Origin of the sequence: Ornithinibacillus proteolyticus, from assembly GCF_039581225.1 — a bacterium.
In the GTDB taxonomy this organism is placed as follows: domain Bacteria; phylum Bacillota; class Bacilli; order Bacillales; family Amphibacillaceae; genus Ornithinibacillus; species Ornithinibacillus massiliensis.
The window spans coordinates 1-14,526 of the sequence record NZ_JBCPXV010000064.1; the positions used below are offsets into that span (position 1 = coordinate 1).

The window sequence follows — 14,526 nt, forward strand, 5'->3', positions numbered from 1 at the left end:
TTTCATTGAAAATGCCTCTATACTACTACCGCGCTCCGCTTGCTGGCCTCATCTTTGGTGTTGAAGTCGTAAGACTTCAACACCAAAGATGAGGTATATGTTCTCCCATAAACATTTTACTCTAACGTATGCACTTTTTTCCCCGCGGACGGAATTTATTATTACATGCAAAAAAACTACCCTCAATCAGAGAGTAGTTTTCCATTATTATTTAATACCAAGTAAATCTTCAATTACTTGAGCGATTTGATCTGTATATGTTTCACATTCTTCTTTTGTTGGTGCTTCCACCATGACACGAACTAGTGGTTCCGTTCCAGATGGTCTAACCAGAACTCGACCATTACTTCCTAAGGCTTCTTCAACCTTTTCAATCTCTTGTTTGATTGTAGGATCGTTCAATGCTTTTTCTTTATCGGTTACTCTTACATTTTTCAATACTTGTGGGTAAATAGTCATTTCACTTGCTAATTCAGATAATGGTTTACCCGTTTCTTTCATGACGTTAACGAGTTGAATAGCTGATAATAAGCCGTCTCCAGTTGTACTATAATCTAGGAAAATAATATGTCCAGATTGCTCACCACCAAGGTTATATCCGCCTTTTCTCATTTCTTCCATCACATAGCGGTCTCCTACAGCGGTCTTCTCACTGCTCATACCATGCTCTTCTAATGCTTTATAGAAGCCGATATTACTCATCACGGTAGACACAATGGTATTATGGCGGAGGAAGCCTTTCTCCTTCATATATTTACCACAAATGAACATAATCTGGTCACCGTCAACTATATTACCTTTCTCATCAACGGCAATTAAACGGTCACCATCGCCATCAAACGCTAGCCCAATATCCGCACCCTTTTCCTTTACAAATGCTTGTAAAGTCTCTGGATGTGTAGAACCTACACCAGCATTAATATTTAATCCATCAGGAGAAGCACCAATTGTATAAATATCTGCTTCTAAATCTGCGAATAAATGTGTTGCTAAACTAGAAGTAGCACCGTGCGCACAATCTAATGCAATTTGTAAGCCTTCAAAATCATTATCAATGGATTCTTTTAAGAAAGAAAGATATTTATGTCCCGCTTCAAAATAATCTGCAACCACACCAACATCTGCACCAACAGGACGTGGTAGAGTATCCTCTTCATCCAATAGTTTCTCAATTTCCTCTTCTTGTTCATCTAATAGCTTAAATCCATCTGGCCCGAAGAATTTAATGCCATTATCCTCTACTGGATTATGTGAGGCAGAGATCATAATACCTGCTTGAGCACTCGTTGCCTTCGTTAAATAGGCAACACCTGGCGTTGAGATGACGCCTAAGCGCATTACCTCTGCACCAATCGATAATAATCCAGCGACTAAAGCGCCCTCTAGCATGGTTCCTGATATACGTGTGTCTCGGCCAATTAAAACTCTTGGTTTTGTTGTTTCCTTGGTTAATACATAACCACCAAATCTTCCTAATTTAAATGCTAGTTCAGGTGTTAATTCCTTATTAGCAACACCTCTTACACCATCAGTTCCAAAATATTTACCCATTTTTTTGTACCTCTCCTTTACATCCTTACTTCCTGGACGTTATTTAAGTACGATACGAGATTAATCGCTTCTATACTAAACTTCTTCCTCTATTTCAATGACGACCTCTTCCACATCTGTATCCACCGTAACATTTTCCGGACCTTCTATTTCTAATGGTACGGTATTTCTTCCCGCTTCTAGACCAGTTGCATCAATAGCTATTCGAAAGTCTTCCGCACTTAAGTCTCTAACATCTTGTTCATTTCCTGTTACGGTTATACTTAGCTGCGATTCATTCGGCTCAATAAATCTAAGGTTATACCCATCTGCAAGATTGTCCACCTCAATCGGAACCTCATCTATTGTTTTGGTCTGCTCTAATTGTATCTCTACCTCTATTTCATTTACATCAGAGGGTAGCACACGATCTGGTAGAGCTAGTCCAACCTTAATGGTTCCTGATTTGGTTAATTCAGAAAGATCAATTGGTTCTGTCTTGATTTCATCTAGATTATCTAATATATCAGAAACTGCAAACACTTCAACTTCTTCCACTTTAGGTTCCATCGATACGATGGAATAACCCTTTTGTAATTCTCCTGTTGTTGCGACACTTACTGGTACACTTTTACTCGGATTATCAATTTCAGCAGAGATTACAACCGTTGCCGGATCAACTCTAACAGCAAGTTCATTTCCTTGGCTATCATAGACATTGACTGGTACTTCCCGATTGTTAATCGATTCTGTTAAGCCGGCAACATCCACATACACTTTGACAATGGCAATTCGTTCAATAATTTCCTTTGAGCTTGTCACCTTGACTGTGTTCGTGTTTAATTCATATGCTCCTATCTGGTAACCTTCAGGGAGTTTATCTTCATTAATAAAATCGACACTAACATTAAATTCATTAGATGCTCGTTTTTCAATGAATACAGTAATGGTTTTCGGCTCAATATAGACAGATAATTGATTTGGCACATTATCATATTCAATTTCTACTTCATGCTCTCCCTCAGTCAAATCTCTAAGGTCAACGAAAAGCTCTATGTTACGCTGTCTCACAATTGGAGTTAACGCACTGGCAGGACCTTCTAAAGAGACGGTTACACTTTCTGGAACACCACTAACAACATATTGTTCACTATCTATCAGGATGTCCAATGGAACCCCCGTTAAAGTTTCTGTTTGTGATGATCCACCGAAGAGATTGGGGATAAGACTTTCATTGGATGTATCAGCCTCTTCAATCGAAACAAAAACGTACAACAATATCGCGAAGCCTAAAGAAATACCTCGGATAAACCATTTGCTTCTGAACCAATTATCCACGCTTTTTCCCCCTTATCTTCCAAGCCTTTCTCTCGGAAGCACGATGGCTAGGAGTTAAATTTTCGAGCAAGAAATCTCTTAATCCATCTTGGCTTAACTCTCTGCGAAGCTCTCCATTTTTCGTACCAGATATACCACCGGTTTCTTCTGATACAACAATGGTTAGCGCATCAGTTACTTCACTAATACCCATTGCAGCCCTATGTCTGGTACCTAATTCCTTTGAAATAAAAGGACTTTCAGATAATGGGAGGTAACAAGCCGCTGCAACTATTTCATCATCCTTGATAATGACTGCACCATCATGAAGCGGAGTATTCGGTGTAAAAATATTTGTTAATAGTTGATGCGTTAATTTCCCATTAATCGGTATCCCTGTTTCAACATATTCTCCGATACCCGTCTCGCGTTCTATAGTAATCAATGCTCCTATGCGGCGTTTTGCCATATAATTACAAGCATGAACAATATCGGTGACCATTTTTTCAAACTTTTCTTCTTCGGATTTCATACTTCTAGAGAAAAGATTACCTCTCCCAATTTGCTCTAGAGCTCTTCTAAGCTCCGGCTGGAATAAAATAATAATCACAATAAAACCCCAAGAAATTATCTGGTCAGTTGCCCACATTAGTGTTTGTAATTCAAATAGCATACTGAGCAAACGAACAACAAAAACAACAACAATACCTTTTAATAATTGAATTGCCTTCGTTCCTCGTATTAACATGATTAATTTATATAGAACATACCAGACGAGACCTATATCTACGCCTATTCTTAGTAGGTCTAATATACCAAAATCCCCATTAGGCATGTCTACACTTCCTTTTATACATCGAATTATCTTCCCGTCTTCATTAACTGAATCTATTGTGTAGTCAGATAACAACTGATATTAACGCCCATATGTACAGTTTCTGCGAAAATACCGTTTCCATTATACCATATTTTATATCGCGATACGTCATTTAGCTAGTCTCAATTTCCAAAATTCGGCTAGTAGCTATACCTTTGTTTTTCCCTAAGAACGTATTAAAAAAACCCGGTTCTACAAACCAGGTTTTTACTATTCCATTGAAAATATACCTTTAAAGACATTTTGCATGTGGTACCATACCCATTCAAAAATGCGATTCACTTCTTTTAATTCACCATTAACCCCTGCCGCATTAGCCATAAGACCATTTTGATCTAGTCCATTATCTTCGACTAATTTACCATTGATTAAGGTAACATTCCCATTCACCGTTCCATCAATTTTCAAATTACCATTTTGAACAACTAAGTCACCTTCTACTGTGACTCCCTCTGGCACAACAACCATATGTCCTTCAATGATAAGATTTTCCGGGTTAGAAACCATTAGCTGTGAATCTTGCTCCCATGCGGATATTAATCCAGTAAACATAAAGATAAAAAAGATAGCTGCCGCGGTTAATACCGGATGCATCTTAAACCAGCGCATGTATCTCACATGTTTCTTCTCCACAGGTAGCTGCTGCATCACCCTATTAGCAAAGCCCTCAGGTGCGCTCATTTTATCAGTACTTTGAATTAATGTAATGGTTCTCTTTAATTCATGGAGATGCTTTTGACACGCCATACAGCCCTCTAGATGATTGATTAGCTGGGCTTCTTCTTCCCTCGTGATATCACCATCTAAGTGCTTATGCATTAAATCTAATGCTTCTTTATTACAATCCAACTGGATTCACTCCTTTTACACATGACGAAGCTTTTTACGTAAGGCTTCCCGCCCCCGATGAATTCTAGTTTTTACTGTCCCAATCGGGATGTCTAATATTTCACTAATCTCTTGAAGTGAGAAGTCCTCTAAATAGCGTAGCATTATTATACTACGATACTTGGCTGGGAGCTCAGCAATTTGCTTTTGGATATAATTCTGAAGCTCGAGCCCCTCTAATTGATCCTCTGGAAGCTTTTCATCTGCAGCTAATTGCGAGTACATATCCAACCCATCAGTGCCTTTTACTTCCGCATCAAGATAATAATCGGGTTTTCGTTTTCGTAAACGATCAATGGTTAGGTTTGTTGCAATTCTGTATAACCATGTTGAGAATTTTCTACGTTCATCATAGGAGTGGATATTTATATATGCACGGATAAAAGCTTCCTGAGCAATATCCTCTGCCTCATGTGCGTTTCCTAGCATTCGATAGCAATGTTGATAAATCTTATCCTGATAAAACAAGATAACATCTTCAAAAGCAGCTTGATCCCCTTTTTTGACCTGTTTAATTTTATCTTTAATTAACAATTCCATTCCATGTACCTCCGCCTGATGCGGTATTAAACCTTACGTATCAAAACTAAAAAGGTTTCACTTTTTTTATAAAAAATTCCGCTTTTCATCCATTTTTTTATCGTGTGCGTACAATCTATTTATCCTTGCACACATCACATTAAATCATGGATAGCAAGAACAAATAAACATTAGTAAACTTTTTCCATACCATTATAACGCATAATCGGTAAAAAATATGGATTTTTCTTAATTTACTATTGCAAAACGGTAAATTATTCGGGTAATATAGTTTAATGTATAGTAATAGGGGGAAAAAACATGGATAAACTTTTATTACAAGAAATTGAGCAATGCCGTAAAGAGATGATTACACTGAGTAATAAATATAAACTAACCTCAGAAGTAGTCGTAGAAACGAGTAAAAAATTGGATAATCTATTGAATCAGTATCAATTAAGTGATGTATCTAATAAAGAAAAAGACATCAATTTAATTTAATTTAATTTAAATTAATGCCTTTTTAGTTAATAGATTATTTCAGTTTTTCACCAAATAATGATCCCATTAATCCAACAGCTAATGTAGCTGTTTTATTTTTTTCATCAATTATTGGATTTACCTCCACTACCTCTAAAGAAGTAATCAAATCCGATTCAGCAAGCATTTCCATTGCTAAATGGCTTTCGCGATAGGTCATACCACCTAACACAGGAGTTCCAACACCTGGTGCTTCCGTCGGATCTAATCCATCAAGATCCAAGCTTAGATGAACACCATCGGTACGATCTTTCAAATATTCTATTGCCTCATCCATTACTCGTGACATTCCCATTCGATCGATTTCATGCATGGTATATACTTTAATACCCATTTCACGGATTAATTCTCTTTCTCCAGGGTCTAATGACCTTGCGCCAATTATTACGATATTTTCTGGCTTCACCTTAGGAGCGTATTGATATAGATTGGTAAGTCTTTCATGTCCAAGTCCTAGACTGACAGCAAGTGGCATACCGTGAATATTTCCAGATGGAGATGTTTCACTCGTATTCAAATCCCCGTGAGCATCATACCAAATTACCCCTAAATTCTCATAATGCTTGGAGATTCCAGCCAAGCTTCCAATAGCTATACTATGGTCTCCTCCTAACACTAGAGGGAACCTACCTTTAGTTATTTCTGCATCCACCATTTCCGCTAATGTTTCATTTGCTTCTATGACTTGCTCTAAATTTTTAAGTTTCGTTCCATCCTCATATTTATCTGGACGATTTATCGATATATCCCCTAAATCATGAATATCATAGTTTAAATCTTGTAAGCGCTCAATTGCGCCAGCATAACGAAGTGCACTTGGTCCCATATCTACTCCACGACGACTTTGTCCTAAATCCATTGGGACACCGATTAAAGATATTTTATTTTTCATAATAAAAAGCCACCTCCATATAATATTATTTTACCTTAGATTATAAAAACGACTCAACTCGACAATTTTTCGAATATTTATTCATGCTCCATCCACGAAAGAAAGCATCGCCACATTAGGGCGATGCTTTCTCTATAGAGGTAGCTCCATTAAAATACGGTTGAAGTTCTAATGGAATAATTCCTGCTTCTTCCCAAACATGGGTTAAGTGATTAGCGCTCTCTATAGATGGCATAAAAGCAATTCCACAGTCACCGCCTCCGGCTCCGGATTGCTTTGCAGCTCCTCCTAGTTCTTCAGCTAGATTACATAATTGTGTTATCATAGATGTTTCTAGTTCTGTTTGCGCCTCTTTTCCAACCGTTACTAATGCAGCTCTGTTTTGTTTGATACCTTGCAATAGTTGTGGAAGGTTCTCCGTTTGAACTCCTTTTAGGAAGTGTTCAACTGCTTCCTCACTATCTCGTAAAAACTCCTGATATTTATTAAAATTACGTTCTTTCAATTGCAATATTTGATTTACTAAATTTCCTGTTGATGCTGGACTACCGGTCCAACCAACACGGATATGGATATGTTCCGGTAACGTTACCGGTTTAATGGATAAATATTTCCAATCCATTTCTAGTAGTTCTAATAAAGTATCCGATTCTTTGTATTTCTCTCTTAACCAACTTGCCTGGAAGGAGGAATACTGAATAATTCCGCCATATGCACTAGCAGCCACATCCGCTCCAGAGCCATTACCTTGTGCTGCAATATGCGATATTGCAGCAAGTTTAAATATCAGTAATGGATCTGGTGTTTTTTTCATATGATACTGCAAGATAGCTGTTATGACCCCAACTACTACAGCAGCACTAGAACCAAGACCGAATTTTTTCCCTGTGCTTTTATCATCTAATTCGCTCTTTACCCGAAGCGAAAAATTCTCGATAGTAGTTCCACGCTCTGCTAAATACTTACAGGCGATCGTCATTGCCTCTTGGACAAAATCAACACGTTTATCCTCAGAGTCAATGTTCACCTGGTCATTAGTAAATACCCAATTCAAGTTAGTTAGTTGGAATTTTTCCAGTGTTAGTTGATTCCTATCACTAGGTTGTATATCGACATATACAAAGCGATTAACAGCCATCGCAATTAGCTTGTGATAAGGCTCAAGCACCGCAAACTCTCCAGCAATCATTAATTTTCCAGGGACTTGAATCGTTATGGTTGAATTAGACAAGCTCCTCATCCTCTAAATACGTTATTCCTTGCCCGACTCGACTTAATTTTACATCTGTTACACCTGAAATATTGCGAAGCGTTTCGAGCACCTTCTCCTCATCCTGTGGTAGGTATAACACTTTTACATTAGGTCCCGCATCGATGGTAAAGTATGCTGGAACTCCGGTACTTCGTAATTCCTGTACAGTTTGCATAACAGACATCGTCGTGTCTAACCAGTATGTGAAGGGAGGATTGGCTCCAAGTGTTGTAGCATGCATTTTCAGGCAGTTCGCCTCCGCAATTTCTCCAACCCTTTGAAAGTCTCTCTCCAGAATTCCTTGTTTTATTGCTTCTAAATCAGATGGAATACTTTCAACCCATCCTTTAAAAAAGGGTGAAGTTTCAACCGTCCGCTTCATCCCTGACCTGCTGGATACTTTTTTCATTTTTGCATCGAGAACCACCGCAGCAATTCTAATGTCCCAATGATCTTTTGGAGCTACTGGTACAGCAAAGGAATCATAGCCGTCTTCCATCTCCCCTTTTTGCCATTCGGCAAATCCACCAAAGATAGAACGACATGCAGAACCAGAGCCTTGGCGGGTTAAACGAGATAGTTCCGATTCAGTCAGGCTCAACCCAATTGCTTTTGTCGCAGCAGCTGCAAGTGCAGCAAAGCCTGATGCAGAAGAAGCAAAACCCGCTGCAGTGGGAACTGCATTTATCGATTTTACTTCTGCATATAGTTGCTTTCCAGCTATATCTCGAACTTTATTAAGAAAGTTCGTTACTCGGTTGTATTGCTCACCTACTACCATCTCATCATTTAAGGTAAAGGTATCCTTTGTTAGTTCAGGCTTAAACGAAACTGTTGTTGTCGTATAAAATCCGTCTAACGTTACAGATAAACTATTATTAGTAGGTAAAATTAATGCTTCATCACGCTTTCCCCAATATTTAATTAATGCAATATTGGTATGCGCCTTTGCAGTTGCTTTCATGACTGTTCCCCTTTTCAAAGCCATTTCTTATTAATCTTGTTTTCTTAAGACAAATGGCCAAACAGCTTGCGCACCAAATTCTTTTAGCTTCTCTGCTAGTTGCCTTGAATGTAACTCATTCTTGGCAAGCGCAATCACACAGCCACCATTGCCAGCACCAGTTAATTTAGCACCTAGCGCGCCCTCTTTACGAGCAAAGTTAATTAATCGATCTAGTCCCTCATCACTAACACCTAGCGCAACTAATTCCTTTTGCGCCTCATTTAACATTTGGCCTAATAAATTCTTACCAGCCTTTTCTAATGCGTGTTTAGCTAAATGAGTTAATTCCCCGATTCGTTCAATTTTGGCCTGAATCTTCTTAGGAGCTTTCTTTAAAAGATGAGCAACCGATTCCACGGCTGAACGTGTGTCACCAATACGACCTGAGTCCGCTACAATAAAATGAAAATCCTCTCCAGGACTTATATAGCTTACCGGATTTTCTTTTTCGAACCATACCGGTGATTCCGAGGTTATCGTTAATGTATCAATCCCACTCGGAGAACCATGAGCAAACTTCTCTGCAATATTAGCAAAATGTAACAACTCTCTTTCTGTATACGTCACATTTGCATAAGAAAATAACGATCGAATAATAGCGATTGCGACCGATGCGCTAGATCCTAATCCTTTTCCAGGTGGTATAGAGGATTTTATTTTAATGACTAGGTCCTCTTTAGGAAGTCCTAAATATTTTAAGGTTTCATGAATGCTGTTTACAATTCCTTCTAATGTAAGTGGCGCAGAATCCATCGGCCCATTATAAAAGGTACTATCGAACTTAATTGGCCCTTTATGATATTCAATTACAGATTCTACTCCTACTAACGGAAAAGGTATCGCGATTGCTGGTTGTCCGTGTACAACTGCATGCTCACCAATTAAGATTAGTTTGCTATTCGCAATTCCAATTCCACTTTTTTCTGTTGTTATTAATTTATTTGTGATTGTTAGTTTTTCTGTACTCATTTTGAATATTGTTCCACCAATTCTTTAGCTTTACCTACACGGATTTCCTTTAACTTAACTAATTGTTCAGCTATAATATCAATCATCTCCCCAGTAGCGCCAGCAGCTATCGCAACAGATCGAGAATGCAGGGCCATATGACCTTTTTGAATTCCATCTGTTACTAGAGCTTTTAAAGCACCGAGATTTTGTGCTAAACCTACTGCAACAATAATTTGTGCAAGCTCGGAAGCAGATTCTATATTTAACATTTTATGCGCTAATTGTGAAATCGGATGTACACGAATCGCTCCACCTACTGTGCCAATAGACATTGGTAATTCTAATTCTCCTACCAAATTACCCTCCTGATCAACTGACCATTTCGTCATGGAACGATAACTTCCAAAACGTGATGCATAGGCATGAGCTCCCGCTTCAACCGCACGCCAATCATTACCAGTCGCAATGACAACTGGATCAATGCCATTCATAATCCCTTTATTATGTGTTACTGCCCGGTATGGGTCAGAGTCTGCGAATTCAAATGCATGCACTACACCATCGCGCACTTCTTCACCAGAGTATTCGCCTGTAGTTAATAATTTAGGGGGGATAACACATGTAGCCTTTGCGACACAGCGATCAGCAAGATTAGATAAAATACGTAGGTATACTTTACCTGCCGTAAGCTCTTCGACTGTCGGAGCCAACGATTCAACCATAGTGTTTATAATATTGGCACCCATTGCGTCACATGTATCAATATATAAATGTAATACAAGCATTGTTCCGTAGCTGGAACCAGGTGAATCATTTAGAATACGTACATCTAAATCCCTTGCTCCCCCACCTCTGGCTACAATACTAGGATAAGCAGCATTAGCTGCCTCTATTAATTCATTTTTAGCTTCTAACAATACATTCTTTGCAGCATCGAAATCTGGACAACCAACTACTTGGATTTGTCCAATCATGACTCTATCTGAAGCTTCTGTTTTAAAACCACCTGCATCTCTTACAATTTTAGCAATGTGACTTGCAGAAGCGACAATTGATGGTTCCTCAACAACCATTGGTATTATATAGTCTTTCCCGTTAATTAAGAAGTTCAATCCTAATCCTAACGGAAGTGGGAATGTTCCTATAACATTCTCAATCATTTTATCTGCAGTATCGATTGGTAATGCCTCCTGTGATGTTAAGACGCTTAAGTCATCTTCAGATAGCTCAAGTGCCTCCTGCAACAGCTCTCTTCGTTCTTCAACTGTTCTTTTATAAAATCCAGGAATCCTAGAAGATCTCATACCAACCATCCTTTAATAGTATCTATTTATTTAGTAAGAACTTGTTTCATTCTTTATTTTATATAAAGAATTACTCTATCTATTATGTTAAAAAACAGTATAAAATGCAAATAAAAAAAAAAGGTTACGAAAGAATCGTAACCTTGCATGATTTCACGTATTTATATGATGAGCCATGAAGGATTCGAACCTTCGACCCTCTGATTAAAAGTCAGATGCTCTACCGACTGAGCTAATGGCTCATGTTATCAAGTGGTTCTAAGTTAGTCTGAGCGTTTTTATATAATCGGCGGCTTCTTTGTGTTCCATAAATAAAAAAGTCCCAGAAAATAAAAAAAGCTGGGCTACCAGGATTCGAACCTGGGAATCACGGGACCAAAACCCGTTGCCTTACCGCTTGGCTATAGCCCAATAATGTAAATGGTGGAGGGGGGCAGATTCGAACTGCCGAACCCGAAGGAGCGGATTTACAGTCCGCCGCGTTTAGCCACTTCGCTACCCCTCCATATAGTTAACATATTAATATGTTTTTATACAAAAAAATGGTGCCGGCCAGAGGACTTGAACCCCCAACCTACTGATTACAAGTCAGTTGCTCTACCAATTGAGCTAGGCCGGCATGGTATTAACTCACCTATTCATTTTATCACGCTTGCCTGATGACCCCTGTATCTTCCAGCATATTCATGGATGTGTATGCTTCGGGGTTACTCGTAGCTGATTCGGTAGAAGTATTGCTCGTTGCTCTACCAATTGAGCTAGGCCGGCATGGTGAAGAACTATCTAGGTTTAAATGGTGGAGGATGCAGGGCTCGAACCTGCGACCCCCTGCTTGTAAGGCAGGTGCTCTCCCAGCTGAGCTAATCCTCCACATGGTGACCCGTACGGGATTCGAACCCGTGTTACCGCCGTGAAAGGGCGGTGTCTTAACCGCTTGACCAACGGGCCAGTTCATTTATTCAACTTGTCTTAGCAGTCAACGAATTTTATTATATACAGATTTCTACACTTTGTAAAGAGAAAAATGATATTTTTTTATAAAAAATTTTCATCCCCCGTAAAACCCTTGATACACAAGGGAGTATCCCCCTAATAAAATTAATAAATTAAGAAATAAATTGGTTTTTCATTTAAAAAGTGATAAATTATAGTTAGGTACTAATAGTTAATCACAATGGAGGTTCCAAATGACTGAACTATTAAAGGATAAAAACATTGTTGTTATGGGTGTTGCCAACGAAAGAAGTATTGCATGGGGTATTACAAAATCACTCCATAATGCTGGAGCAAACCTTATATTTACTAACAGGCAAGAAAGATCGTATAAAAAACTAACTAAGTTATTAGAACAAAATGATATCGAGGCTAAACTCATCGTTACCTGTGATGTTGCGGACGATGCAAGTATAAGCAACGCTTTTAATGAGATAAAAGAAAAGGTTGGGGTTATACACGGACTTGTCCATGCCGTCGCATTTGCAAACCGCGATGAACTGAAAGGTGATTTCAGCGATACATCAAGAGAGGGATTTTTATTAGCACAGGATATTAGTGCATTTTCTTTAGTTGCTGTCACAAAAGCAGCAAAAGAACTAATGACTGAAGGTGGCAGTATCGTTACGCAAACATATTTAGGTTCTGAAAAAGTAATTCCTAACTATAATGTAATGGGAGTTGCCAAAGCTTCTTTAGAAGCAAGTGTTAGATACCTAGCCGAAGATGTTGGAAAACATGGTATTCGCGTAAACGCAGTATCTGCTGGACCTATTCGGACCTTAGCAGCAAAAGGTGTCTCTGGGTTTAACGAGAAACTAGGCATGGTGGAAGAAAAAGCACCTTTACGCCGTAATGTTGACCAGGACCAAGTTGGAGACGCTACCCTATTCTTTATCAGTGACCTTTCTCGTGGTGTAACCGGAGAGGTGCTACATGTCGATTCAGGTTACCACATAATTGGTGGCTAATTTTACTAATCCATAATCAATCATAGACGCTTACTAAAAATGCTTTAGTAAGCGTTGTTTTCTATTTAGATAAGGAAATACAGGGGGGATTTGAATGGGAGAGTGGTTTGCTAGTAAGGCAGTATCATCTTTTCATTTATGGGGGATCCACCACCTATTCATGGTATTCTTATTTATTTTTGGAGTTGTATTACTACTAATTTGCTCCAACAAATGGATTACCAATAAAAGGACATCTAATTTTTTTAGGATGGGGTTATTGATCACCTTAGTTTCCTCTGAACTTAGTTACCAAACATGGGGGATATTAAACGGAAGTTGGAATCCGCGTGAATTCCTTCCCTTTCAACTATGTAGCATAGCGGGAATCCTTACTATGCTTGCACTAACCAAAAATAAGAAAATCATTCAAGTTATCCTATTCATCGGCATTGTACCCTCCTTCCTCGCGGTTGTAACACCAGAATTACACCATGGTTTTCCTCATTTTCGATTTTGGCAGTTTTTTATACACCATTTCATTTTATCCTGGGCTTGTATATTTTTAGTCCTAACATCTAAGATAAAAATCACCTTTAAAAAGACAATAGAGTCCTATCTTTACCTTTTATGTTATGCAGCAATTATCAGATTCTTTATCAATCCAATTTTTGACGCCAATTTTCTTTTCTTAGCTAGAACACCTTCAACCAGTACACCGCTAAATTTTCTCGGAGATGGATTTTGGTACTATTTTAATCTTTGTATGGTTGGGTTACTTGTATTCATAGCCATCTATGGTGTTTATAATGCGCTATATCAATTCAGGAGAAGAAACAGGTGACAACCCCTTCTGAAACACCAATTACGCTTATACAGCCATTTTTGATTAAATAATGAGATACATTATCTAAAGTATATGACCAATAAAAAACTACCACAGACTTTTGGAAAAGTGTATGGTAGTTTTTATTATGCCTATAGAATAGATAGAAATCTTCTACGCAGAATACTTCACGAAACAAATAAAAAAACAACCTAACCTCTTTATTTAGAAGTTAAGCTGCTTTAAAGAGCTTCCAAGCGGACTTGAACCGCTGACCCCCACCTTACCATGGTGGTGCTCTACCGACTGAGCTATGGAAGCATAATAGAAAATTAAACATAAAAATGGCTCCACAGGTAGGATTCGAACCTACGACCGATCGGTTAACAGCCGATTGCTCTACCACTGAGCTACTGTGGAATAATATAAATTACGTATCTTTTCATGGAAGCATTTTTTGATGCTCTCGGCGAGAATAATGCTTATTCTGAGGAACAATAGTTTAATACAATATATGACTATTATGTGCAATATTCTATTTTATATACAAAAAATTGCCTGGCAACGTCCTACTCTCGCAGGGGCAATGCCCCAACTACCATCGGCGCTGAGAAGCTTAACTTCTGTGTTCGGTATGGGAACAGGTGTGACCTTCTCGCCATCATCACCAGACAATGGTTT

Annotated in this window: 13 protein-coding genes, 8 tRNA genes and 1 rRNA gene; 3 read left to right on the forward strand and 19 right to left on the reverse strand. The window is 38.5% G+C overall.

Translation table 11 applies throughout. The features are described from left to right. Positions 1-207 precede the first annotated feature (207 nt). From glmM to sigW, 5 genes are all read right to left on the reverse strand, one after another. Entirely contained in the window at positions 208-1,551 is a 1,344-nt protein-coding gene (glmM, locus tag AAIB49_RS18025; protein ID WP_343458836.1) for a phosphoglucosamine mutase, read from the reverse strand. Between the two features lie 75 nt (positions 1,552-1,626). Further along, on the reverse strand, positions 1,627-2,868 hold the full coding sequence (locus AAIB49_RS18030) for a CdaR family protein (RefSeq protein ID WP_343458837.1): 1,242 nt from the start codon (positions 2,866-2,868) through the stop codon (positions 1,627-1,629). Beyond that, entirely contained in the window at positions 2,861-3,682 is an 822-nt protein-coding gene (gene cdaA, locus AAIB49_RS18035; RefSeq protein WP_339217448.1) for a diadenylate cyclase CdaA, read from the reverse strand. The genes AAIB49_RS18030 and cdaA overlap by 8 nt, the downstream gene beginning before the upstream one ends. Before the next feature lie 252 nt (positions 3,683-3,934). Continuing rightward, a complete protein-coding gene (locus AAIB49_RS18040) occupies positions 3,935-4,573 on the reverse strand; it encodes a zf-HC2 domain-containing protein (RefSeq protein ID WP_343458838.1) in 639 nt (212 codons plus the stop codon). 15 nt (positions 4,574-4,588) lie between these two features. Beyond that, the gene (sigW, locus tag AAIB49_RS18045) at positions 4,589-5,152 is read right to left on the reverse strand and encodes an RNA polymerase sigma factor SigW (protein WP_186869423.1); all 564 of its coding nucleotides are present in this window, start codon (positions 5,150-5,152) and stop codon (positions 4,589-4,591) included. Between the two features lie 300 nt (positions 5,153-5,452). Between sigW and AAIB49_RS18050 the strand changes: the two genes are divergently transcribed. Beyond that, positions 5,453-5,632, forward strand: coding sequence for an aspartyl-phosphate phosphatase Spo0E family protein (locus AAIB49_RS18050; RefSeq protein ID WP_339217452.1), 180 nt, complete (start codon positions 5,453-5,455; stop codon positions 5,630-5,632). A gap of 34 nt (positions 5,633-5,666) precedes the next feature. Here the strand turns inward: AAIB49_RS18050 and rocF are convergent, their stop codons facing one another. The 11 genes from rocF to AAIB49_RS18105 form a co-directional block, all read right to left on the reverse strand. Continuing rightward, positions 5,667-6,563: an arginase gene (rocF, locus tag AAIB49_RS18055; protein WP_343458839.1), complete on the reverse strand. Its 897-nt coding sequence runs from the start codon at positions 6,561-6,563 to the stop codon at positions 5,667-5,669. Between the two features lie 115 nt (positions 6,564-6,678). Beyond that, the gene (locus AAIB49_RS18060) at positions 6,679-7,794 is read right to left on the reverse strand and encodes a phosphomevalonate kinase (RefSeq protein ID WP_343458840.1); all 1,116 of its coding nucleotides are present in this window, start codon (positions 7,792-7,794) and stop codon (positions 6,679-6,681) included. Further along, positions 7,787-8,779, reverse strand: a complete 993-nt coding sequence (gene mvaD, locus AAIB49_RS18065) for a diphosphomevalonate decarboxylase (RefSeq protein ID WP_343458841.1) — start codon at positions 8,777-8,779, stop codon at positions 7,787-7,789. The genes AAIB49_RS18060 and mvaD overlap by 8 nt, the downstream gene beginning before the upstream one ends. Positions 8,780-8,809: 30 nt before the next feature. Further along, positions 8,810-9,790: a mevalonate kinase gene (gene mvk / locus AAIB49_RS18070; protein WP_339217459.1), complete on the reverse strand. Its 981-nt coding sequence runs from the start codon at positions 9,788-9,790 to the stop codon at positions 8,810-8,812. Continuing rightward, positions 9,787-11,076, reverse strand: a complete 1,290-nt coding sequence (locus AAIB49_RS18075; RefSeq protein WP_339217460.1) for a hydroxymethylglutaryl-CoA reductase, degradative — start codon at positions 11,074-11,076, stop codon at positions 9,787-9,789. Before AAIB49_RS18075 ends, mvk begins: the two co-directional genes overlap by 4 nt. A gap of 169 nt (positions 11,077-11,245) precedes the next feature. Further along, a tRNA-Lys gene (locus tag AAIB49_RS18080) sits at positions 11,246-11,318 on the reverse strand. A 97-nt stretch (positions 11,319-11,415) separates the two neighbouring features. Continuing rightward, positions 11,416-11,487: transfer RNA gene (locus AAIB49_RS18085), tRNA-Gln, on the reverse strand. Positions 11,488-11,497: 10 nt separating this feature from the next. Continuing rightward, positions 11,498-11,581 (reverse strand) — tRNA-Tyr (locus AAIB49_RS18090). Between the two features lie 38 nt (positions 11,582-11,619). Next, positions 11,620-11,695: transfer RNA gene (locus AAIB49_RS18095), tRNA-Thr, on the reverse strand. A 175-nt stretch (positions 11,696-11,870) separates the two neighbouring features. Further along, positions 11,871-11,946: transfer RNA gene (locus AAIB49_RS18100), tRNA-Val, on the reverse strand. 3 nt (positions 11,947-11,949) lie between these two features. Next, positions 11,950-12,024, reverse strand: a tRNA-Glu gene (locus tag AAIB49_RS18105). A gap of 239 nt (positions 12,025-12,263) precedes the next feature. Between AAIB49_RS18105 and fabI the strand changes: the two genes are divergently transcribed. Together fabI and AAIB49_RS20040 are read left to right on the forward strand one after the other, a co-directional pair. After that, positions 12,264-13,040: an enoyl-ACP reductase FabI gene (gene fabI, locus AAIB49_RS18110; protein WP_186869416.1), complete on the forward strand. Its 777-nt coding sequence runs from the start codon at positions 12,264-12,266 to the stop codon at positions 13,038-13,040. A gap of 94 nt (positions 13,041-13,134) precedes the next feature. Continuing rightward, positions 13,135-13,863, forward strand: a complete 729-nt coding sequence (locus AAIB49_RS20040) for a YwaF family protein (RefSeq protein ID WP_481857890.1) — start codon at positions 13,135-13,137, stop codon at positions 13,861-13,863. 230 nt (positions 13,864-14,093) lie between these two features. Here the strand turns inward: AAIB49_RS20040 and AAIB49_RS18115 are convergent. The 3 genes from AAIB49_RS18115 to rrf all read right to left on the reverse strand — a co-directional run bounded on the left by AAIB49_RS18115 (position 14,094) and on the right by rrf (position 14,517). After that, positions 14,094-14,166 (reverse strand) — tRNA-Thr (locus AAIB49_RS18115). A gap of 24 nt (positions 14,167-14,190) precedes the next feature. After that, positions 14,191-14,265, reverse strand: a tRNA-Asn gene (locus AAIB49_RS18120). Positions 14,266-14,401: 136 nt separating this feature from the next. Further along, positions 14,402-14,517, reverse strand: a 5S ribosomal RNA gene (rrf, locus tag AAIB49_RS18125). Positions 14,518-14,526 lie beyond the last annotated feature (9 nt).